Here is a 22,189-nt window from a genome sequence, read left to right on the forward strand (position 1 = left end):
AGTTTGTTCTAGCGAACGCTTTGGTTGGCGTCCTAATTTCATCGTGGCGAGCATTTTGCCTGCTTATGCTGGAATAACTCCAGCTTATACTGCTCATTGCCCTCCATTCTCTTTTTATGCTGGAAAAACTCCATCATATATCATCAATCATCGAGAATTTCGGTTGAATTCATGAAATAAACGGGAGGATTTCCAGCATATCCGTTATTTTCTTCGATTTCGCAGCAATAAACGGGAGAAATTCCTGTTCCCCACGCTTTACCTCGCAAAATCAGCTCATTTCCCCTCCACTTGCCAGGATCAATTCCCTCATTATACAATAGGAAGAATTTCATTGCGCTGTCGGCTGCTAGATACGATTGAATGGAGGAGGAGCAAAATGAGCGACATGAAGCTGGAAACCGGAAGGCTGATCATTCGGGATTTTCGTCAGGAGGACTGGCTAGATGTACATGCCTACGCCAGCAGCCCTCTCGTTGCCACGCATATGATATGGGGGCCGAACACCGAAGCGGATACGATGGCATTCATCGATTCCGTCATTCGCATGCAAGAGCAAACGCCGCGAGTCGATTATGAATTCGCCTTGATACGGAAGGAAACCGGCAACTTGATTGGAGGCGTCGGTATCCACGTCGTCTCGGACCGAGTTGGCGAGATTGGCTATTGTCTTCATCCCGATTATTGGCGTCAGGGCTTTGGCTCGGAAGCCGCTCGGGAGATGCTCCGTTTCGGATTTGGCACGCTCGGCCTTCATCGCATCTACGCCACCTGCAGGCCAGACAACATCGGTTCTGCGAGCGTCATGAAGAAAATCGGCATGAGGTATGAAGGTCATCTCCGGGAGCATATGTTTCATAAAGGCAAGTGGCCTGACTCGTATCTCCATGCCATTCTCGCTCTTGAATTTGCAGACTAAGGCCAGCACGTCCACGTCCACCTCCCCTATCGCCACTAACTTCTGATTCCCGCTTTTGTGGCATATAGATAGAATAGACAATATAACGGGGAGATGTTGGCATGACCATTCGCAAAGCTCTTCTGTGCGTATCCGTCGGCTTTATCATTGCCATTCTGGCTATTGGCCTGCTGCCGTTTCTGGCCGTATTCAGTTGGACCGAAGAACTAGGTATCACCGATGTTTCGCCGCTGGCCTTTCTGGGGAGATTTTATAAGAAGGATAGGAGTCATTCAGAGATTGGCGAGGACGAGGATCTCTGAAGGAGCAAATGGTGTTGTCTTAGCTAAAATAACTTCAGAAAAAAAGCCACCTGAGGTGGCTTTAAAGCTGTTTATTCTGACTCATTACAATTACATCGACCAAATCAGTTGTTCATTCAGATCAATTTGACGAATGTCAACGACTTCAAGAATATCTCCCTTTCTCATTTTTAGACATTTTAAATGTTCTTGTATAGCCTTATATAAGGCCACAGCTTCAATATCTTCAAAATATTTATGTATTTCAATTTCTTCCTCAACGATCGATGTTACGTATGTTTTTGTAGGAATAACTTTAATATTTGCAATGTCTCTATGTTCAATGTCAACTTCAAAATACATCCCCTATTCCTCCAGCATATTTCAATATTTTAAATTAAATGTATTCATTCTCTTATGTCAAATGATCTGTTACAATTTCATAAATCTCTTCGTGCATCTCCTCAATAGTTCGTTTGCCATCCACTATGCGATGAATGGGCGAAGAATATTTTTCAGATAACAGGATGAAATCATCCCTAATATATTTTCGATATTCCAATTCCGAATTATAATCTCTCTTCTTATCAATATTTTTTTTATTTTTTCTGCTCATACAAATCTCTGCAGGTATATCAATGATAATATCTAAATCTGGCTTCCTTAAATGCTTCTGAAGCTGAATAATCCAATCCATTTCAATACCATCCGTTTTAGCATATATGAATTGACTTAAAGTGTAACTGTCTAAAATTAAAAAATCATAGTTCTGATTTTCAAGTTCATTAAACCAGTCTTGCGTATGCTGCATATCCGCTGTCATAATAAGTTCAATCGTTTTTCTTGAGGCTTTCCATTCTTTCTTTCCCCAATTCAAAATCAAATTGCCAATAGGTTGATCATCGTGACGAAAGTTACTTATTGCAATTTTATACCCTTCAGATTCAAGACGTATTTTTAATAATTCACATGCTATATATTTTTCTGCTTCGCCACTTCCTTCAATGGCAATGATCTTCATTTTATCACCTCAATAAATTTTAATATTTTATTTTAATATTTTAAATCAATATTTTATCAACATTGTATTACCACCTCTCAAAGTAAGATAACGACCAAAGTGAGATATTACGTGTGACACCTCTCATGTTGAACGAACACAAGTTGAATATATCACTTCAACTAAAAAATAGTCAATACAATTCAATATTTAATTTAATTAGAACTACTCTAATTCCTTAGAGTAGTTCATAAAGCATTCTTACCTTATTCTCATTAAGAAAATCATTTTTCATGCGATATAGAGCAGCATCTGATTTTTCGCCAAATTGAAAAGCAATTTCAACACAATCTTCATCAGTCAGCTTCCCATACTTAAGTATTTTTTCTTTTGCCATTTGCATCATTCCGCTTCGACTAATATTAAGAGGAGTAAAATTCGGAATATCCAATTCAGTAGCAATTTTATCCAACCTGCGATGTACAATACTCTTCTCAGCTTCGTGTTTATGAACTGTTCTTGTGTTTGCATTTCTTAGGATGAATTCGTTATCTATCAAATGTGCAGTTGGCGCTTTAATATCCGGACTTGCATTTCCATTTAATTTACTATATTCCGTTTCATTTGATGCTTCCAAACATAATTTTATACATTTCTCACTTACAGTGACTGTTCGTTTCATTCCATTATCATCTTCCAGGTATAATTGATTATTGAATTTATCTACAGAACGTCTATTTAGATTTAGGATCTCACTGTTTCCGGATCCACGAACTCCAGAACGCAATAATTCAATTAATATGGCATCTTGCGCATTTTCTCTGCTATCTATAATTTGGTCTAGTTCCTGCTCAGTCCAAAACCTTTTTACTGATTCATTATAAAATTGTTTTTTCCATTCCGCGTCAACAAAGTCAAGAGGATTTAACCCTGTTTTATAGCCCTCCTCCTCGGCCCAAACGATATATTTTTGAACATATCCAACATTTCCAGCAGAGCTTTGCTTACTCGCAGGTTTGATTAAGTAAAAGAATTTTGTTAATTCATCTCGACTAAAATCATATAAATCTTTATTAAGCTGCGTTTCAAGCGGATATGAAATTTTAAAAAGTCTTGAAAATATTTTTTTTGAACCTAATTTCATATTTGACATGAATTCTTCTTTAACTTTTTCATTGTATAACTTATCTTCATAGAGAATATTGGACACAAAAACTCAACTCCCTTATTTTAAAATATTTTTAATCTCTTTTTCAAAATAAGCTCTAATTAAATTTTTGCTTTGATTGGAATTTCTGCTCCCTTGTTCAATCATAATTTTATCGAGTTCATTTCCTGAACCTTTTGTATAGTCAATTTTTTGAACAACTTCACTGACCAGAGTGGCAGAAAAGTCTAATGTGCCCTGAAACTGATCATATATTTTTTTTGCTATTACAATAAAACCAACATGCATATTATGGTGATTAAACCAGCTTTGAGAACGCCTCTTTTTCATATCCGTTTTAAAATCCTCTGGATATGAGGAAATTAATATCGCATAAAACTTTTTCAAAAAATCAGCAATTTGATATTGCTCCTTGGCTGATTGAGGGTCAAAAGTAAGATTAACCGAATCAACAAGAATCGCGTAATTAGTCAGCATATTTAACGCTTTACTTACAGTCGTTTTATCCGTTTCCACTCTATCGCGCAATTCAGGAATTCGAATAAGATCCTTGACGATTAAACCGCCGTAAGAGTCATCCGTGTTAAACTTCACTAGCGTTTTATCAAATCTATTCACTGTATTAAGCAATCCAATGAGGTAACGAGCTTGATCCAGTGTATAATTTCTTATCGATACCTCAAATGAACCTTCAAGATCTGGTTTTGTTTCTAGCGCAACGACTGTGCCAAGTATCCTATGAGCGCCATCAATTAGGTTTACTTTCGTACCTTCATTAACAATTAAATCCCCTTCATCATATTCAAAATCATCTGTTCCATCGGCTAAAATATTAAATGTTAACGTAGATTTTAAAAATTTCCCCTCTAGCATTAGCTTGGCAATATTTTTAACACTTTTAGTAATAATCGTGGGTGTTTTTTTTATCTGACCGTTGGCTGTTCTTTTCTTCTTCGCCGCTCTTTGAGTTTCATAGTTATATGAAAGCAATCCTGAATTCCACATCTTAACGAGCTCCTGATAGCTTATTAATGTCAAAAACTCATTGTGTGAGGATCTTAAAACGCCTTCAATTGTGTAAGGATAATTCAGTGTGCCTAACTCGGCTTTATACTTTAACGCGCGTTTAATCTCTCTTTCGGAAAAAAAATGATGAGGTGAGATTTTTTCGTTCTTCGACACTATGAATACTGCATTTATAATCGCAACAAGCTCTTCTTGGGGTATTCCAAGAAGTTTATCTTGATTAATAAGCATTTCATCGAATGTGCCCAATATAATTTTATGATTCTCAGCTAAATATTTGTTTATCTCTCTTTGCATATCTTTATTTTTAATTAATTCCAGCGATACTTCAGCAAATTCTTCAAACACATCTTTTTCATTTATCTCCACATTTTCAATCATTAGACTCACTCCTTTTCAAACAACATATTGCAATCAGTATACACCATAAAAAAGAAAAAATATACATAGACATATTAAATAATTTAGAGCTTCTTGATATACAGCTTAAATCCGATGTATTCTTCCCTAAAAAAAAGAGGTGACAAAATGGATATATCTCCAGAATATCTACGCGTAAAAAATATGGAGTCTCAAACTTGTATGCTTAACATTCCCAGCATTCTGACCATTCACTATGATCCGAATCATTCTCTTCTTACGACGAGAAATGAAAAATTTCTATGTCCCATTACGCTAAGCGGAATCGAAGATATAGCGGCACAATTCGGATTTACACAATCTGATAAATTTATTTACGTTAATATGCATCAAGTTACAAAGATGCATTCAATATTAAATATTTTATTATTTGAAAATGTTGAATCTGTTAAGGAATCCAGAAAAAACAACTATATCGAAGCTTACATTCATAAAAGCTTCTTAAAAAAGTTCAAAAATTTGCTTGGTCGTGAAAATGATTTAGCTTACAAAAAAGAAAGGGCCAAAAACTCATCAATCATTTACAAAAGAACATATAATGATGAGTTAATATAATCAAGATTACGACAAATTATTTATTTTTAATGTCTTTTTCGACTTCATTCGACATAAATGCATAAAATGAATAATTTGTAAATAACAAAAAACAACCTTTTAAATATTGTCAATAGTCCATTAGATGCTAAAATTAAACCAAGGAGGAGACAATAAAAGGTTTATGCAACAATTAAATTCAACAAGATAAGGGGAACGAGTATGCAATTATTCAACGATAATTTCTACAGCATCCATGCTGTAAATAGGATAACTGAGCAAAATCAAGTTCAATTAACGACCGAAAATGTCGATGCTGTCTATAATGGATCGAAGTATGCATTAATCGAACTTGCAAGATTTTATTACACTGGAGCAAGCAATCTATCTCCTTTATATGAACTTATCTTAAGTGAGATTTGGGATTTTGAATTACATGAACTTTTTTGCGCACTTTGGAATGGGAATCTAGATAGTTTCGACCAAATCATGTATAAATGTATAATCGATCAAACAAATAAATAATTAAACTGATTAAAAAAAAGGAGATGATTAAAATCATCTCCTTTTTGCATGTACTTATTCCTCGTCTTCGTAAATAACCATATCGTACAGGGTTTCAACACCATTTACTTTTACAGGAAATACGTCGAACACAAGCGACAAAGAACTCGGGTCACCGGTTGGGCTATTTGTAATTGTAAAATTAGGTTGAAGCTTTGCTTTATAATAGGTCATTTGAGCAGACACCACATCACCAGCAACTTCATCTGCATACACAGTGTCACCGACCATAAATACATATGGAGGGAACCCATTAGCTGTAAAGGAGAGTTTATGTGCGGAAGCAGCCGTCCACTGATAGTACACAGACACTTCTTCACCTTCAACAGCCGTAGCGAGTGAATCAAGAGTAACCTCGTTCGTCGAAACGGAATCAATTTCCTGTACTTCACCCAAAATTCCGTTAACGAATTTGCGTACAAAGATATTTGCAGCGCCACCAACTGGTGTATGCGACAAAGTCAGAACTTTATCAGTCCCTACAGTAACAACTTCATTTTTATAAATCGTATTGGAGCCCGATTCAATACTTTCACCTGCCAACAAAGCCAAATGCTGCATTGTGAAAATTGATGTTTCAATTGTTAGTTTTGATTCTTTATCACCATTCCAGGAAATACGCTTTGGATTTCCTGCGCCACCTCTCGCATAAGTTACTTCACCGCTATTCTCTGTCTGTGCAGAAGTTGCATAATCCATAGTAAGAATTGGCGCTTTAGTCGCATAGTTGAAAATTTGCAAATCCATAATTTCTCTAGAGCCATAACGTCCAAGGTTTAGTGTCATAATCATTAATCTCCCTTTTATAAGTTAGTTTTTAAAATCCATTCAGGTAATTCACTGCCTTCTTGTAATTGGCGACCATTTGTCCATAAAGGTAAATGTCTTCTATTCGTTTCCTTTAATTGAAATCTTTCAAAATGTTCATATACTTGATAGATGGTCAATTTTGAGACATTAAAGATATCAATGCCATTATCAGGAGCATTGCATAATATCGAAAGGATGTCCTTAATATCTAATTGATTTTTATTATTTACTTTTTTGCTGTTTTCTTTTAATTTTAAAATTTTAGAAAATACTCTCTTTGCTTTTTCATTTTTAAATTTCACTTCACTTTGATCTAACTCACCTATACCATTGAGCTGCTTAATCAAATTTGAAAATGAGTGGTAATCAGTTGCATTACAAACTTGATTTTCATTAATATGAAAGCATGTTGCTTTCTCATCATATAACACCTTTTCTTTTGTGAAAAAGGATAATGATTCGCATATTTTCTCAGTAAGAATTGGATCCTTAGTTAGTGCATAATAACTGTTAGAGCCCTGATAATATTCAAAATCCTTATCTGAAAAATCAAGTATTTTAGTAAAAATCTCATGCTTGTTAAAAGAGGCGAACAGTAAATAAAGATAATAAAGTCTATCATCTAATTCGTCAATTTCGTCAATCGTTGGAGAATATAATTTAACTCCAGAAGGTAAGATTATTGGTTTACCCAAAAATGCTTTTTTTCGATTAAACTCCATATCATTACCTAATTAAACTGTATTGGACGATAAGTAATAGAAGCGCCCGAATAGATATCATTTACAACCAATTCATCCAGTTCAATAAACTCAAGTTTGCCAATCCCTACACCTTTTTGTGAGTTAAGCAAATCATTAATTTTATTCATGATAAAATCAATCCTGGTCATCCCATAATCAGTTCGAAGCAATTCACTAGTAGTAAACACTTCAAGCACTAAATTGCCAACAATATACCGATTGTTTACCATTGTTATCTTCTTATAGGATGCTGTTAGAAAGATATTGCTGGTGGTTGTATTATCAGGAATAAATCTGTGAGGAAATACATTATTATAGATCAAAACACTAGGATCCTCCAGATCATTTTGATCGAGATAATCAGTGTTTTCATAGTAGAGCGCTTTAACGATTTCCGACGATTCAAGAATCTTTGAAATGACAAGATTTTTATATTCGTATATTTCTTGTAAACGTGAAATAGAACCACATCCTAAAACATATTGTTTAATTCTCACTTAAAGTTTTTATTATTCATTTTTCACACCTCCATTAATGTAAATTTTTCAATCATGGGCCAAGTGTTCCAGCTTTCAACTTTGTTTTCTGCCCTTAAAGACCATTAAGTATAAGTTTTCATGTTGATTCTGGTCTTATAATATAAGGATTTTTCCAAACAAGACTTATAAACTCATAGGGGACAACTTATTTTTCGTTTTTTTTGTTTTTTAATTCGATCCAATTCCCTAATCTTTTTTATTTTACAATTATCACATTTTGTTTGTCTTTGTCTCTCTTTAATAAATTTGTTGTCACAAGTATCACAGATCAATAGCAATCCTTCATTTAATGCAATATTATTTCTAATATTTTTTATGATTATGTCTCCAAACGATGACCATAGAGTTGTCTTATAATTACTGTTTTTGTTTAAATATAAATACTCGACTAACATATCTACCACATCATCTTCATTTGGATGAATATGCAGAATAGCCTCTTTTATAAATTCATATTCTTTTAAATGATCACTTGATGAATTTTTGTCATTGGACTGTATGTTCATCATCCATTTTTTTGAATCGTATTCACAATAACATGAAATAACATCATTATTTATTTTAATATCTGGGTTGTTCATCAACATTTTATAATCAAATTTTCCTGCTACATTTTCAAATACGATTCGATTATTAGGTATAAGATTAGCTAATCTATTCATTACTGTATTCGTTTTATTACTATCTACAGAATCCTTCTTCTTATCCTTTATATAAACAAATAAATAAGGGAGTTTTCCTTTCGTTGAATTCTTTATTTTCTTTTCAATTTCTTCAGGGATAATACTTCTATGCAATGTTTTTGCGAAATCTATAACTTCATTATTAATCAAACATAAATATTTTAGAACATCTAGATCAGGTGAATGGCTATTCCAAACCACGCTCATCTTATTAGAAATATCACCTATATCACAATTAAAAGCTTCTCTCACTCCATGATATATCGTATTTTTATTAATTTGACTTGGCTTTGCTTTTGCTAACTCATAATGTAGAGGAACAATTTCTTTCATATGTCTTTCTGCTGGAGCCGTTAGCTTTGGATCCGATACACAAAATAGTTGATCTCCATCATAATCCAGCATAAGCAGCTTTGCCAATAATGATTTGTGACCAATGTAAATGCCATTACTAATAAACCACTCCTTCTTTGTATCATTAACCGTATTGATTCTAATTCCATGCTCACGATACAAGCTTGGTGATCGAAGAATATCAAGCTTCTCATCAGGTTTAAATAACCTGGAGTAGACTTCTTCATCATTTAGCAACCCGTTTAATTTGGCTTTATCTTTCCCCAGTATTAACCACTCACAATAGGCCCACCAATCAGGAACAGCAAACAAATATTTTCCTTTGACCTCGACTTTTCCGCCTTTTGCGTTCTTCACCAAGCTTTTTTTTGTCGACCTTATAATCTCTTTCCCATAAGCATCATTCAATAATTCTGGATATATTTCCAAAGCCTGCTGGTAATAATTTTTCCTTCTATTTGCTGCAGTTACTCCAAGAGTTTCAAGCATTACATTTTTATCTTTACCAAGTCTATTAATCTTATCAACAGTAATTGAAGCAATTTTTTTTAGCTCATCGTCAGTTAGATCAGGTAAATTTTGAATCATCTGGTAGCCTAATTTTAAAGTATCACTAAAATTTTCGTTTTCAAATTTACAAATAGCAGCATGACAATTGTTTTCTTTAAATTTATTTTTGAAACTATCCCATGAATCATAATAAGCATACATTTTAAACATCGACTTACATATAATAATTTCAATATTATCCTCTATTAAATCATATTCCTTGTTCCAAATATCTTTAACGATACCAATACTATTATTGTTATGTTTAATTCTCATCTCTACTACCCATCTTTTAAAATCAAAGGGACTAATTAACCCCTTTATCCAGCTCGCCCTGAACTGAAATGAACGTTTTGATACTGCCGGCAAACACATTCCAGCCCCATCAGTAGGCATCATATTAATTGGCATTTTTACATTTGATTCAATTTTAAAGGTTTGATTATCGATATAATCTACTTCTCCCATAATATCAAGCTGTAGATCGTCGCATACAATTACTCTATCTATATCAAAATCTTTTATTCGAACGCTTGAAGACGTTTGTAATGATAAATAGGCTAAAAATTTATTAACATTGCTTCCTCCCCTGCTATTAATGTATGGAACAGTAAGACCACACATCAAGGTTCCTTTATATTTGTTCCATAAGGATTGTCTTAGAAAAACCATCTTTTTAGTTCTTAGTTGACCTGCAGATGATGAATAATAACAATATCTTAATCCCTTATAAATAAACCCTTCCTGTATTAACTGCTTCGTTACTTCACTATAAATTTCCTCAACAATGATAATAGAATTGGTAAATGTATTTGGTTTAATCTTAAGTATTCTCGTAAGTTCGGATTCAAACATACTAATGATAAATTTATTTTTTATTTTTCTTTCATCTGCAGCATTACCTTCTTCATCTTTTACTGCAAAAGTAATAATGTCCTCATTTAAATGTCTAACTTCTTGATGACTATGTAAAGATGGATAGAACTCCTCGCTTTTTATTTTATTAATCATTTTGTTAATCTTCGTCAAGTCTGCTTTCCATTTAATATGTTCTATAGATTTCATATCTGTCTTATCAAGATTTTTTTTCAATTGCTTACGCTCCAAATACAACTGAAGCAATTTGTCTGCAATCCTTTGTTCATATTCCGAATAAAACGTTGATGTGTTAACTGATAAAATTTTCACTTGGTTGCTAAACAGTTTTTCCGCAGGAATTCTCATAGCAGTCTCCTTTTCAATGATTTTGAAATAGCCATACGAAATCATTGCGAATATATCATCAAACCTCACTTTTGTCAAAACTTTATTCAATATTTTATTATATTGACATTTCAAATTTCAATATGATAGATTGTAAATGTAAGCAAGAGCATCAATAAATTTATTTATTGAATCTTAATATGAGGTGATCAAAAAATTTAATGAAACAGGTGAGGCTAATTGAAAAGAACAATAGGTTTAACGAAAGAGGATGCTTATTTTGACGGTTTATATGATCCGAGATATGAAATTTTTTGTGAAGAACTTCAAATGGTTTTTAGTTATCGTATGCATGATGGATGGGATACCTATGATCATATGAATCGAACATATGATGATAGTTGGGAACTTAGCTTATTGAACAAAAATAATAATATTAAAAATAAATAATGATTTGGAGGTTTCTTATTTGGCAAAACTGAATAAACCCATGTATATACCTTCTATAGAGAGCTGCGATCTATACAACTATATGTTTAGAGACAAAGAGATAGATTTGAAATTTATAGGAATGATTCCTTCCAGCCTGGAATTAAATAAATTAATCTCTATCGGAATACATACTACTATCAAAAAAACAAGTAACAAATTAATATCATGTGACATTATTAATGTGAAGTTCACGCAGAAAGTTCATTCCGGTAAAGAAATTATTAAAAATTGCAAAAAAAAAATCGAAAAATTAGAAAATGAAAAAGGAGATTATAAAAAAAAGATTTTTGACTTTATTAAAGTTATTTCTGAAGAAATTAATGATGAAAAATGGAGTGCGGTTTCGCAAGAGCATTTACGAAAAAAATTTTATACCGATGGATTTTACTATAATGGAGCACAATATGTCGTTTACAAACGATCCAGTGCAAAATCCAGAATTGGACAATGTTTATTTATTAAAGAAAAATTTTATGAATCGATGATAAAATGGAGCAGAATGAACATAGAATTCAGAAACAGGCCTAGAGAGGTTGAAATTGATTTCCCTTCCCTCCTCGCTTATGAAAGCCTGGTAGGCTCATCAATTGAAAGTACAATACATATAAATCCTGAAAATATTCTTATTATTGAAGATGTAGAAAGTATATTTAATAAGAAGGCTCACATCATACGCCCTGGAGCAAGTGGATTTCTTGATAGTCACAACGAAATGGGCAGTATTCGCAACTCTCTATTTGATGGTGAATCTTTACTTGACTCAAGCTATTTTCCCGATGGAAAAGCAATGCTATTGCTGCGTAATCACATGTTTAAAAGCGCTGCATTTAATTGCAATATTCAACAATTTTTTAAAGATCATTGTCCGGAAGATATTGATTATGAACAATGGCAGATCACAAGTATGTTTCATAACGAGCTGCTATACGCAAAGGACATTCTTATGATTACAACACCAAGTAGCCTTAAAGCGTTAAAGTTTAGTCAGTTACTTGGATCTGAGTTAAACATGTGGCAACACTGGAAACATATTGTCATGAAAGATAATTGTATTTTTGGGGTGTGTAAAAGCGAAAAATCTTCAAAACTTGGATTCGATTCTAAGGGCAACATATTACAGCAAACGAGTTATCAAATGCTAAATTCTCTTCCATTGCGTAAAAACGACATCGATTCATTCACAAAATTAGAAAGAGACTTTATCATTAGGTTAAAAAACGATGATATTTTTTTTATACAATATATAAAAAATAATGCCAATGAAATAAACTCTAATGAAATGTTTGCTGAACTGTACAACATTAATCCACAAATCATTCATACAAAATTATTTAGAAGATTTAGAAAAGACATAGTAAGCTCATATGTGGCGCACATAAAAAAAGGAAAAATTCGGCTTCACGGAGACTATTGTGTAATGCTTGGCAATGGTGTCGAATATCTCTATCACGCCATAGGAAAATTAGATAAAAATAAACCAAAGTCATTTTCACTACAGAATAATGAAGTACATACATCCATGTTCGAAGAAACTGAGTTAATAGGATTTAGAAATCCGCATACAAGCCCTAAAAATGTTCTGGTAGTAAAAAACAAAAATATTAATATCATAAATAATTACTTTAATCTATCTAAAAATATAGTTTGTGTTAATGCTATTGAATTTCCATTGCAAGATATCCTTTCTGGATCAGATTATGATTCCGATACCGTCTTACTCATTCATAATGACAAGTTGCTTGGCATTGCGAAAGATATTTTTAATAAATACAATGTTTGCCTCAATCAGGTTCATAGCAGCAAAAAACAATACACTGTCAGTAATTATGATATGGCTAAAATTGACACCGAATTATCTAAAAGTCAAAAATATATAGGTATGACCGTAAATATAGGGCAATTATGTATGTCTCGATATTGGGATCTCTTCAATAAGGGGCATACGGAAACAGAATTACATGAACTTATGAAAAAAATTGATGTTGTTACAATTCTTTCTGGAATGTGTATTGATTTGGCCAAAAAGATGTTTGACATAGATATCAATAAAGAAATTGAACATATTAGCAAAACAAAAGAATTAAAAAAAGAAAAACCTCTATTCTGGAAGCATATAAATCAAAATGCTACTATGCAAACAGAAGTCTATGATTGTCCAATGGATTATTTAATTAAAGAATTATCAGGATTAAAATATGCCGAGCAAAAAGCAGATATCTCCTTCGAAAGCTTTCTTATAAAACATAAAACCAGAGGATTTAATTACGATCAAGAACAAAAAATATTTAATTATGTCGAAAATATGATTTCTAAAATTAATAATACCTATGCAAGCAGTTTATTACCAGAGGAAAAAGACAGACGAATAGATGATGCGATCAAATACTGCAAATTTTTCATTGGAAAGCTGCAAGTAAATAAAGAAACTATGTATTCAATTTTATTTAAATTTACATCTACAGCAATAAAAAAAAACCAGCGTGAGAAGATTGCAGCTCGTTTACTAGACATACTCTTTTCGACTCATAAGGATGTTTTTTTACGGAGTTTCCAATAAAAATCTTTGTAATTGTTGGAAGCTACAATCATTCAGATCATATTTTTTATAATCTTATCCGCAACTACGAAGTTCGACATATGATATATAAATTAATTTTTTATTTTAATATACAATCAAATTATAGAGAGGAACAAATGATATGAATAAGGTACAACTGGTAGAGAAATACGCTTTAAAAATGCATATTTCAAAAAAGAATGCTGAAGAGCACATTGATGCTCTATTCAATATTATTATTGAAGGCGTCGATGTAGATGGTATTGTTGACATTACAAAAATAATTAGAATTCAAAAGATTCCAACTCCGCCTCGAAAAGCACGAAACCCACAAACTGGTGCGGACGTCTATTTCCCTGGAGGTCATAAACTTAAAGTGACATGGCTTAAATACTTTAAAGATATCATCAGTAAATAAACTAATAAAATAAAGGAGCTTCTATAATGGATAAACTTACGCTAGATCATATTATGCATGAGGCAAGCAAATTTGATGAAATGGAAAAGGTTGTGCTCGATGGAATTGGTTTTACAGAAATCTATAAGTACTTTTCACCTCAAAAAATAGATAACATGCTGGATGATTTATCCCAATTTCTTGCCGAATATGCGAAGAATTCCGGAGAGAGTGTGACGGAGGCTATGTTTTTCGATTATCTACATATTTACATCGTTATGCATTTTTCTACTTTGCTTGAGAATCTTCCAACTACATACGAAGCCAGAGCTGATATTATTAATCGAATTCTAAATAGTGAAATCATAGAAAAGTTAGGGGAATCTTTTGATAAATCTGAATTGGCTAAAGTAACGGAACGTTTGATGCAGAAATTAGATCTGTTTCAAAAAATGGTAAACGAAAATTTTGAATAATTCAAAACAAGACATTAGGAAGGGCAATCTTTGATTGCTCTTTCTTATGTTAAAAAGGAGCGATTACAGGTGCCAGAAGTGACTCAACTAATAATAGGCGTAAATATAAACGCTAATAAAAGTCTGAAAGATATTAATAATCAAATAAAAGAACTATCTAATCACCCCTCCTTACAAAAACTAAAAATAAAGCTGGATCTTGATGATAAAACAACTTCAATCTTAAAAGATTTTAATAATCATTTGATTAACCTTTCAAATTCATTCAATAGTCTGAACAATTCACTAAAAACATCTTCTAATGAATTTAATCAATATACTAAAGCTGTTGAATCAGCGATAAAAGCAAAAGAAAAATGGAGAATCGAGCAACAAAAAACTACTTCAATAACCGAGAACCAAGAGAAGACGTCGAAAAATACCTCCAGCTCCAATTTTAATTTCGAACAAATAATGAATACTGCAGGAACCATTAGCACCATTGCTCCATCTCTATCTGAAGTTGCAACAGTTACAAATGTAGAGCAGTTAACTTCAGCAACAACAAGAGCCTCCAAGAGCACGTCAATGCTAGGAGTCAGCCTAAAGTCTCTAAGATTATCTATGAATCTGGCAAGTGTATCAGCGGTTGCTTTAGAGGCAGCACTCTCGTTGGGTCTGTCTCTGGCCATTACAGGAATAGTTGCAGGTCTCTCTACACTATTTACAAAATATAAAGAGCAGCAACAAATAGAAAAAGAATACCATGACCAGCAAATCCAATCTGCGGAAAGTTTCTCAAAGCAAAAAGATAAAATACTGGAATTAGTTGATTCCTATACTTATTTGCAAAATACAACGAAAAATGGATCATTGTTTGCAAACAGTGAGGAAGAAGAAAAATATAAAGACACCATTGAGCAGCTTTCTAAATTGATGCCCTCTCTAATTGCCAATGTAGATGAACAAGGAAATGTTCATCTCAAAAATGCAAATGCCATTAAAGAGGAAATCGCTTACAGTGAAAAGCTCTCTAATTTAGAAAAAAAGAAATCGATCTTAGAGGCTGGCGGCAATTTCGATAAGCAAATTAAAGATATAAATTCTGATAAAAAAGAGTTAGGATATCTGCAAGATAATATAGAATTTGGCAAGAAGTTTAATTACTCTGACGAATATATGAATAAACTTGAAACTGATCTTGCCATTCTGGAGCATAAAGTTTCAAATAGTTCAAATGCCTTAAAAACAGATTTAAATGACTTAGTTCAGAACATACTAGACACCAACAATGTTACAATCGACGAGTCTTTAGGTACTAAGATTGAAAACTTGATAGGCAACATTGATATTTCCAACCTGGATGGAGATCAAATTGTCGAAAGAGGCAATGCAATAACTAAAATAGTTACTGATCTTACAAAAATCAATACATCTAACTCTTCTGCAGAAATAAATAACCTAAAAAATGAAATTTATAGTATTGGAATAAAATCAAATATTTCAACTAAGGAGCTTGATAAACTATTTATTTCGGAAGCAGAATTATCTAACGCTGCTCAATCATCTAGCACAGCAACTCAAGAAACAGCTCAATCTGTCTCCTTTTTAGGAGATGAAGCGAACGCTAGCCTTAATGAAATTAAATCTTTAAATCAAATTTTATACGATTTAGAAAATGGTCAATCACTTAGCTCTGAGGCTATATTAGACTTAATTGACCAATATCCAGAATTATTAAAATCCGTTTCGAAAACAGCGGATGGTTGGACAATCGAAAAAAATGCTTTAACATCCTTATTGGAAACTAAGAGAAATGGAAGTTTACAGACGAAGCAGGATGAGATTAATGCAACTCAAGCAACTATAAATGGAATAAAATTTAGATTAGACGCTTATCAAAGAGAACTGTTAGCCCTCGAGTCGCTAAATAAAGTTAGAGCTAATGGCGATGAAGCATTAAAGAAAGCTACAAATCCATTAAATAAAAATAATATTAATTACAAAACCGTTGGCCCTTATGATGCAGTTGATTCACTTAACGGAACAAAGGCTAGTGAAGAAGCTTCTGTTACTTTACCCAATCCAACAGAAATTTTACAAGAAAAGATTGCTGATCAAGAACAACTCTTTGAGAAAGAGAAAAAAAAATTACAAACGCAATTAGATGATCTTGCTAAACTTCAAGATTTAATCAATGATCCCAATTTAGGTATTTCTAAGCAATCTTCCTCATCATCTTCCAAAGACGACCCTAAAATACAGGATACAATTGATGCTAGAGTGAATGCCATTAATGCTCTATCAGAGACTCAAGCCAAGCTCAACGAAGTCATTAAAGGCAGTATTTCATCTGATGAAAATTATGATAAACAAATTGAAAAAAGTACAGAATTACTTCATGGTCAAGCCAATGAAATGAAATATCTTGAAGAAGCAAATAGTAAGCTTTTATTGCAAATAGACAAACTGCAATCAGCAAATTCCAAATTTGATATGAGTTCTTGGACAGACCAAAACGGCGAAGCAACAGAATCATTTATCGCGCTATATAATTCAATGACTTCTGGTACTTCTCAAGATAAACTTCAAGATACATTTGATCAATATCAAAAATATACACAAGCAATTAAGGATAACAAATCTGCTATAGAAGAGTTAATTCCTTCTCAAACAGAGCTGCAAAAAAATATTGATTCAATCAAGCTTGATCGTACTCAAAACTATTTAACTACTTTGACGGACGCAATCTCTGAATATGATGATAAGGTTTCCGAATCTCAGAAAATTCAGAGTCTATATAAAGAAGGAACGAAAGAATACAATGATGAGATTAAGAAGCAAGCAGCCTTTCTTAAAGAAAAGCAAACCCTTATTCTTTCTGATATTGATTGGGCGCAGAAGCGTTTAAAACAAGGCGATTTGACGAATGATCAAATCAAAGAATTGAATAACTTTCTTGAAGCTCAGAAAGGACTTCTTCTTGAGGTAATTGTTACACAAAATGACTATTATCAAAAGTGGTCAGATAGCGTAGAGGACGCAACCAAAGACGCTATGCAAGTGTTGGAGGACTACTACAAGCAGCAAGCCGATTTAGAAACTAATTCGTTAGACAAGCAATTAAGCGCTTACGAAAACTACATAAAAGATCGAAAAAAACTGCTTAATAGACAAGATGGCGAAGAGGATTTTCAAAAGAATAGAGAAAAACTACAACAAGAACAACTGGAAATACAAAGTAAAATAGATCAGCTTACTCTTGATAACTCTTTTGAAGCTACTTCCAAACGCGAAGACTTGCAAGAAGAGCTTCAAAATAAACTGGAAGAGATTTCTGATATAGAACTGGAGCATGCTCGAAAAAAAAGAGATGATAATTATGATGATCTACTCGAGGCTAAGCAAAACGAAACGAAAATTGCTAAAGATGCTGTAGAACAAAAATGGCAAAATGAATTGAATACGGATGCAAACTACAGCTTATTAAAACAAACGCAACTTGAAGGTAATATTGAGAATATGCGTTCGTCTCTTGAACAATTCTCACTAACTATTCAATCGTATATGAACGCGATTGGCTCCTCGATTGATATGAATCTCAACCAGAAGCTAGCTTCTACGGAATCCTTCACGAATCTGAATAAATCAATTGAAGGAGTATTATCTAGTCAACCATCAAATTCATCAAATGCCTATCATTCAGACACTCAATCTGCTTGGGAAGATTACTTAAATAACAAGAAAATGGCAGAAGAAATCGGCTCCCCAGGTACTGAACAATTCAAAACTTTAAAAGAAAAAAATGATGAATTGAGGTCTCAATATAACTTTGTTGACGGCAGCTTTGCAGCTCTTAGTACTTCAAGCTTGCCGATATTCTCTGCCAGAGAAGGCGGAATGACTCCTTCTTGGGGTACAAGTGGCAAGGTTGGAATTCTTCATGAACAAGAACTGATTATGAACAAAGTTCAAACTAAAGATATATTGAAAGTCAATGAATGGGCTCAAAATATGATTGATAAAATTAAATCGATTGAAGTTAGCAGCTTACTGCCAAGAGCAGCATCAGCGACTGGTGTAATGGGAAGTACCTATAATTTAACGGTCAACTTAAGCGGCTCTGCCAAACAAAGCGATGCCGATTTGTTCGTAAAAGCCTTAAGGGATTTTGATCGTAGAAGATAACTGAGGTGAAATATGACGATTAGAGAATCATTACTATTTACTTTTAACAATGAAAACTGCAGGGATTATGGAGTCATGAATGTTTCTTTAGATAGTGGTATGCAAGAAGAGCCATTCACTCCAGCTAGAGTGCTGCTTGAACAAAAGATTAAAGGCAATTCAAAGCCTTATTTCATGGGAATTGAATATGAACCCCTTACTATTTCATTAAGATTGGCGTTTGAAGAAAATTTCGACAGCACCAAATTGAGAAGCCTAGCAAACTGGTTGACAACAGACAATTATGCACCTCTAATCTTTGAATCCAAACAAAGCCATATTTATTATGCCATGCTTGTTGATGAAGGCACACTTACGCATAATGCTGCAAACCAAGGCTATGTTTCCATCACTTTGCGTTGCGATTCTCCCTGGGCCTGGACACCTGCTTATTCACAATATCATGATTTTTCTGAAAACAGTCCAACAGGCACAAGTTGTTTGATTCATAATGTTGGAGACCTGCCGGCAGCTCCCTTATTCGAGGTTGAGGTACTATCGGGAGGAAGCTTTTCAATCATGAATACAAGTAATGGTGGCGAAAAGCTCGAATATACAGGCCTGGCAGATCATGAAAAACTTACAATAGATTGTTTGAATAAAACCGTTGACTCTGATATTCCACTTACCTATCGCTATTCCAATAAAACTGAGGATAGTCATTTCATTACCCTGGTTACAGGGGCTAATTATTTAATTGTACAAGGTAATGTCAAAATAACTATAAAATACAGAGGTCAACTAAAAGGATAATTGATTATTTGTTCTCCTTTAAGAAACTAATATTTTCTACATATTTATTAATGTTTACTGCGAATGCCAGTATATCTCTTAGTTGATGCGGAGTTATGTTTCTTTTTTTCATATCTTTAATAAATTTAGCCCAGTCTCTATCCATATCTTCAGACATTTCAATTGGAACTCTATCCGGTATTTTGGCTTGAATGGCGCCATGAGCCATCTGATTGCGAATAAGAATGATATCCTCGGAGGAAATGTTGGTTGTGGAATCTTCATCATCTCCCCATAATTCATAAATTAATTCTGCAGTTCCAATTGAAATTTCGGTGGGAGTATACCCGCAAAGAACTAATAAATGATTTTTATCCAAATTTAATGCTTTCGCTAACAATTCAATGTTTTCTTTAGAAGGAATAGACTCCCCTCTTTCAATTTTACTTAGCTGCGAGTAACTTATTTTTGTTTCTTCTTCTAGCTCTCTTAACGTTTTATTGACATACGTTCTTGAAAGCTTAATAACGTCCATAAGCAATTCTTTTGATTTCATCTATCATCACCTAAACCTATTCTATTATAGTTTGTGTCATGATACAACAATTTTATCGAAATATAAAAACAACGCCCTCTTGTGTTGACTCGGTACACAAGTTAGCTTATTATTTGTGTTATAACACAACAATGAAATATTTGGTTGTTGTATTTGAGAGGAGAATATGCATGTATACAAAATTATCTGATGCAATGAACGACCCGATTGTCCGAAGAGAGCTCCTTTTCGTGCAAACAGAGATGGAGTACTTTGAAAATGTGTTGGGAGATTATGAGCAAGTAGATAAGCTAGCTTCAATGCGAAAGAAACTGCTTGAAAGATACATAGAAATTGATAATAAACACGATTACTCGATTGATATGAATATCCACTATGAATTTCTCTTTAGAATGTGGGACAACAAGGAAGGACTTCTGAATTATTTGTATTTGATTGGTGAGCATACAACCAGGCATTATAAACTACTGGATTTTCTTCTTAAGACCGAACAAGATTTCGAGGAGCTAATTCTGTACTGGGATGGGAATCTTGATCATATCGACAGCATGGCAAGAAAATACTGGAAGCACAAACAGCAGAAATTCGAATAGGAGGAAATCGATTTGCAAAATAAACCGATTCTGTCTCTGTGCAAGCAGAACCGAAAGATAATAGGCATTATTAATGAAGCCTATGACATTACACATGAAGCAAAATTAGGAGACATCTCTCTTCTATCCTTTAAAATGCCCTTTGCTTTGAATTTAAGACATACGAAAAAAAAGAATGCAAATGTTCAAAAACTAAAAGAAAAACAGTTGATTCATTTTCAAGATGAGAACAAAGAGGAATATTTCCTTGTTCAGAAGATCACGAAAAACCGTGACAGCGGGGATGATCATCTCTCTGTCGAATGCTCAGGCCTTCCTATTCAGTTGACTTATCGAACCATTACTGATTACAAAGCAGTGAGTTTGACCGCAACACAGTTGCTTAGTAATGGCTTAAGCGGAACAAGCTGGTCTGTGGGCAGTGTGCACGGTGATTATGATATTTCATTCCGCTCCTTAGAATTTTCAGGTAGTGTTCTTGATTTCATATACGCTGTGGCAGAAACATTCGAAGGCTTAGTCCTGTTCAATACATTGGACAAAACGGTTAATCTTCATAACCCTGATTCATATGGAATCAACAAAGGCTTCACAACGAGCTATGGAAAGCTCTTAGATTCTATTACCTATGAATCCAATTCCAATGAGCAAGCCACAAGGCTGATTGTGCGTGGTAAAGACGGACTTACCCTTTCTGAAGTGACCTCAACCGGCGCCTCCTACTTAGAGGATTACTCCTACTACTACGATGATATGTCCGATGAATTACGTAGTGCACTCCTTGCATGGGTGGATTTGAAAAACTCTCATGAAGAAGATTTTGGTGAATATCTGGATCAATTGGATACGTTGCGTGCGGATCTTGTCATTAAGCAAGGTCAGTTAAATGATTTGAACGCTGAATTAGATGTGATTCTCGATGCATTGGACGTAAATAATTCTCAAGGGGAAGATGTTACTTCAACATTAGATTTGAAGGAAATCAAAGAGTCAGACATTTCGATTAAAACAACGGAAGTCAACAGTGTATTAAGTAATATCGCTTCTGTCCATACGCAAATTCAAACATTGAATACGCTGCTTTCAATTGAAAATAACTTAACAGATGATGAGATTCTTGAATTAGACGAGTTTATTTTTGAAGCCGAATATAGCAACGAGTATGTTAGTGATCCCGATAAACTGAAGGAGCTGGCTATTGATTACTTCGCCACAATTCGCGAACCAAAGCTAACAGCAGAAATTGATATTGTGAATTTGTTTAGTGTGCTTGATATGGAAGAAAGCTCGGATAGGGACAAGATTGTTCTAGGCGATTTCATTAACGTTGATTATGAGTTATCTGATATACATATTACTGCCAAGATTATCGGAATGAGTACAGACT

General features: G+C 33.6%; 20 protein-coding genes. 11 read left to right on the plus strand and 9 right to left on the minus strand.

The window, feature by feature from the left end; all coding sequences use genetic code 11:
• The first annotated feature begins 388 nt into the window (after nucleotides 1–388).
• Nucleotides 389–919, plus strand: coding sequence for a GNAT family N-acetyltransferase (locus HFP08_RS18115; RefSeq protein WP_168122040.1), 531 nt, complete (start codon nucleotides 389–391; stop codon nucleotides 917–919).
• A 101-nt stretch (nucleotides 920–1,020) separates the two neighbouring features.
• Nucleotides 1,021–1,221 carry a hypothetical protein gene (locus HFP08_RS18120; protein WP_168122017.1) on the plus strand — a complete coding sequence of 67 codons (201 nt, stop codon included), beginning with the start codon at nucleotides 1,021–1,023 and terminating at the stop codon, nucleotides 1,219–1,221.
• A 90-nt stretch (nucleotides 1,222–1,311) separates the two neighbouring features.
• On the opposite strand, the gene HFP08_RS18125 is transcribed toward HFP08_RS18120, so the two are convergent.
• From HFP08_RS18125 to HFP08_RS18140, 4 genes are all read right to left on the minus strand, one after another.
• On the minus strand, nucleotides 1,312–1,563 hold the full coding sequence (locus tag HFP08_RS18125; RefSeq protein ID WP_168122018.1) for a hypothetical protein: 252 nt from the start codon (nucleotides 1,561–1,563) through the stop codon (nucleotides 1,312–1,314).
• 52 nt (nucleotides 1,564–1,615) lie between these two features.
• A complete protein-coding gene (locus HFP08_RS18130) occupies nucleotides 1,616–2,221 on the minus strand; it encodes a dTMP kinase (RefSeq protein ID WP_168122019.1) in 606 nt (201 codons plus the stop codon).
• 217 nt (nucleotides 2,222–2,438) lie between these two features.
• The gene (locus HFP08_RS18135) at nucleotides 2,439–3,410 is read right to left on the minus strand and encodes a phage lytic cycle repressor MrpR family protein (protein WP_168122020.1); all 972 of its coding nucleotides are present in this window, start codon (nucleotides 3,408–3,410) and stop codon (nucleotides 2,439–2,441) included.
• Nucleotides 3,411–3,425: 15 nt separating this feature from the next.
• Nucleotides 3,426–4,775, minus strand: coding sequence for a DNA sulfur modification protein DndB (locus tag HFP08_RS18140; RefSeq protein ID WP_168122021.1), 1,350 nt, complete (start codon nucleotides 4,773–4,775; stop codon nucleotides 3,426–3,428).
• Nucleotides 4,776–4,922: 147 nt separating this feature from the next.
• Between HFP08_RS18140 and HFP08_RS18145 the strand changes: the two genes are divergently transcribed.
• Nucleotides 4,923–5,369: a LytTR family transcriptional regulator DNA-binding domain-containing protein gene (locus tag HFP08_RS18145; protein WP_168122022.1), complete on the plus strand. Its 447-nt coding sequence runs from the start codon at nucleotides 4,923–4,925 to the stop codon at nucleotides 5,367–5,369.
• Between the two features lie 558 nt (nucleotides 5,370–5,927).
• Here the strand turns inward: HFP08_RS18145 and HFP08_RS18150 are convergent.
• The 4 genes from HFP08_RS18150 to HFP08_RS18165 all read right to left on the minus strand — a co-directional run bounded on the left by HFP08_RS18150 (nucleotide 5,928) and on the right by HFP08_RS18165 (nucleotide 10,814).
• Nucleotides 5,928–6,698 (minus strand): hypothetical protein, encoded by a 771-nt coding sequence (locus HFP08_RS18150; RefSeq protein WP_168122023.1) that lies wholly within the window; start codon nucleotides 6,696–6,698, stop codon nucleotides 5,928–5,930.
• A gap of 17 nt (nucleotides 6,699–6,715) precedes the next feature.
• Complete coding sequence (locus HFP08_RS18155) at nucleotides 6,716–7,444, minus strand: hypothetical protein (protein ID WP_168122024.1); 729 nt, start codon at nucleotides 7,442–7,444, stop codon at nucleotides 6,716–6,718.
• 8 nt (nucleotides 7,445–7,452) lie between these two features.
• On the minus strand, nucleotides 7,453–7,962 hold the full coding sequence (locus HFP08_RS18160; protein ID WP_168122025.1) for a hypothetical protein: 510 nt from the start codon (nucleotides 7,960–7,962) through the stop codon (nucleotides 7,453–7,455).
• A gap of 173 nt (nucleotides 7,963–8,135) precedes the next feature.
• A complete protein-coding gene (locus HFP08_RS18165) occupies nucleotides 8,136–10,814 on the minus strand; it encodes an RNA dependent RNA polymerase (protein ID WP_168122026.1) in 2,679 nt (892 codons plus the stop codon).
• A 219-nt stretch (nucleotides 10,815–11,033) separates the two neighbouring features.
• Here HFP08_RS18165 and HFP08_RS18170 point away from each other — a divergent pair, with 219 nt between their 5' ends.
• The 6 genes from HFP08_RS18170 to HFP08_RS18195 all read left to right on the plus strand — a co-directional run bounded on the left by HFP08_RS18170 (nucleotide 11,034) and on the right by HFP08_RS18195 (nucleotide 19,674).
• A complete protein-coding gene (locus HFP08_RS18170; RefSeq protein ID WP_168122027.1) occupies nucleotides 11,034–11,243 on the plus strand; it encodes a hypothetical protein in 210 nt (69 codons plus the stop codon).
• Nucleotides 11,244–11,262: 19 nt separating this feature from the next.
• The gene (locus tag HFP08_RS18175) at nucleotides 11,263–13,842 is read left to right on the plus strand and encodes an RNA dependent RNA polymerase (protein WP_240941552.1); all 2,580 of its coding nucleotides are present in this window, start codon (nucleotides 11,263–11,265) and stop codon (nucleotides 13,840–13,842) included.
• A gap of 142 nt (nucleotides 13,843–13,984) precedes the next feature.
• Nucleotides 13,985–14,260: an HU family DNA-binding protein gene (locus tag HFP08_RS18180; RefSeq protein ID WP_168122028.1), complete on the plus strand. Its 276-nt coding sequence runs from the start codon at nucleotides 13,985–13,987 to the stop codon at nucleotides 14,258–14,260.
• 26 nt (nucleotides 14,261–14,286) lie between these two features.
• Complete coding sequence (locus HFP08_RS18185; RefSeq protein WP_168122029.1) at nucleotides 14,287–14,715, plus strand: hypothetical protein; 429 nt, start codon at nucleotides 14,287–14,289, stop codon at nucleotides 14,713–14,715.
• Nucleotides 14,716–14,784: 69 nt separating this feature from the next.
• Entirely contained in the window at nucleotides 14,785–18,882 is a 4,098-nt protein-coding gene (locus tag HFP08_RS18190) for a Smc domain-containing protein (protein ID WP_168122030.1), read from the plus strand.
• A 12-nt stretch (nucleotides 18,883–18,894) separates the two neighbouring features.
• Entirely contained in the window at nucleotides 18,895–19,674 is a 780-nt protein-coding gene (locus HFP08_RS18195; RefSeq protein ID WP_168122031.1) for a distal tail protein Dit, read from the plus strand.
• 4 nt (nucleotides 19,675–19,678) lie between these two features.
• Here the strand turns inward: HFP08_RS18195 and HFP08_RS18200 are convergent, their stop codons facing one another.
• The gene (locus tag HFP08_RS18200) at nucleotides 19,679–20,209 is read right to left on the minus strand and encodes a helix-turn-helix domain-containing protein (RefSeq protein WP_206109278.1); all 531 of its coding nucleotides are present in this window, start codon (nucleotides 20,207–20,209) and stop codon (nucleotides 19,679–19,681) included.
• Nucleotides 20,210–20,379: 170 nt separating this feature from the next.
• Here HFP08_RS18200 and HFP08_RS18205 point away from each other — a divergent pair, with 170 nt between their 5' ends.
• On the plus strand, nucleotides 20,380–20,802 hold the full coding sequence (locus HFP08_RS18205; RefSeq protein WP_168122032.1) for a hypothetical protein: 423 nt from the start codon (nucleotides 20,380–20,382) through the stop codon (nucleotides 20,800–20,802).
• 12 nt (nucleotides 20,803–20,814) lie between these two features.
• Nucleotides 20,815–22,189, plus strand: a 1,375-nt coding sequence (locus HFP08_RS18210) for a phage tail spike protein (protein WP_206109279.1), incomplete at its 3' end; no start/stop codon positions are given.

It is taken from the genome of Paenibacillus sp. HB172176 (assembly GCF_011947265.1).
Lineage (GTDB): Bacteria > Bacillota > Bacilli > Paenibacillales > Paenibacillaceae > Pristimantibacillus.

What these genes read in the sequence shown, in the direction of transcription:
- HFP08_RS18125 (WP_168122018.1), bottom strand. Translation starts at nt 1,563, where the DNA reads ATGTATTTTGAAGTTGACATTGAACATAGAGACATTGCAAATATTAAA.
- HFP08_RS18120 (WP_168122017.1), top strand. Translation starts at nt 1,021, where the DNA reads ATGACCATTCGCAAAGCTCTTCTGTGCGTATCCGTCGGCTTTATCATT.
- HFP08_RS18140 (WP_168122021.1), bottom strand. Translation starts at nt 4,775, where the DNA reads ATGATTGAAAATGTGGAGATAAATGAAAAAGATGTGTTTGAAGAATTT.
- HFP08_RS18150 (WP_168122023.1), bottom strand. Translation starts at nt 6,698, where the DNA reads ATGACACTAAACCTTGGACGTTATGGCTCTAGAGAAATTATGGATTTG.
- HFP08_RS18205 (WP_168122032.1), top strand. Translation starts at nt 20,380, where the DNA reads ATGTATACAAAATTATCTGATGCAATGAACGACCCGATTGTCCGAAGA.
- HFP08_RS18180 (WP_168122028.1), top strand. Translation starts at nt 13,985, where the DNA reads ATGAATAAGGTACAACTGGTAGAGAAATACGCTTTAAAAATGCATATT.
- HFP08_RS18115 (WP_168122040.1), top strand. Translation starts at nt 389, where the DNA reads ATGAAGCTGGAAACCGGAAGGCTGATCATTCGGGATTTTCGTCAGGAG.
- HFP08_RS18165 (WP_168122026.1), bottom strand. Translation starts at nt 10,814, where the DNA reads ATGAGAATTCCTGCGGAAAAACTGTTTAGCAACCAAGTGAAAATTTTA.
- HFP08_RS18185 (WP_168122029.1), top strand. Translation starts at nt 14,287, where the DNA reads ATGGATAAACTTACGCTAGATCATATTATGCATGAGGCAAGCAAATTT.
- HFP08_RS18155 (WP_168122024.1), bottom strand. Translation starts at nt 7,444, where the DNA reads ATGGAGTTTAATCGAAAAAAAGCATTTTTGGGTAAACCAATAATCTTA.
- HFP08_RS18145 (WP_168122022.1), top strand. Translation starts at nt 4,923, where the DNA reads ATGGATATATCTCCAGAATATCTACGCGTAAAAAATATGGAGTCTCAA.
- HFP08_RS18200 (WP_206109278.1), bottom strand. Translation starts at nt 20,209, where the DNA reads ATGAAATCAAAAGAATTGCTTATGGACGTTATTAAGCTTTCAAGAACG.
- HFP08_RS18130 (WP_168122019.1), bottom strand. Translation starts at nt 2,221, where the DNA reads ATGAAGATCATTGCCATTGAAGGAAGTGGCGAAGCAGAAAAATATATA.
- HFP08_RS18195 (WP_168122031.1), top strand. Translation starts at nt 18,895, where the DNA reads ATGACGATTAGAGAATCATTACTATTTACTTTTAACAATGAAAACTGC.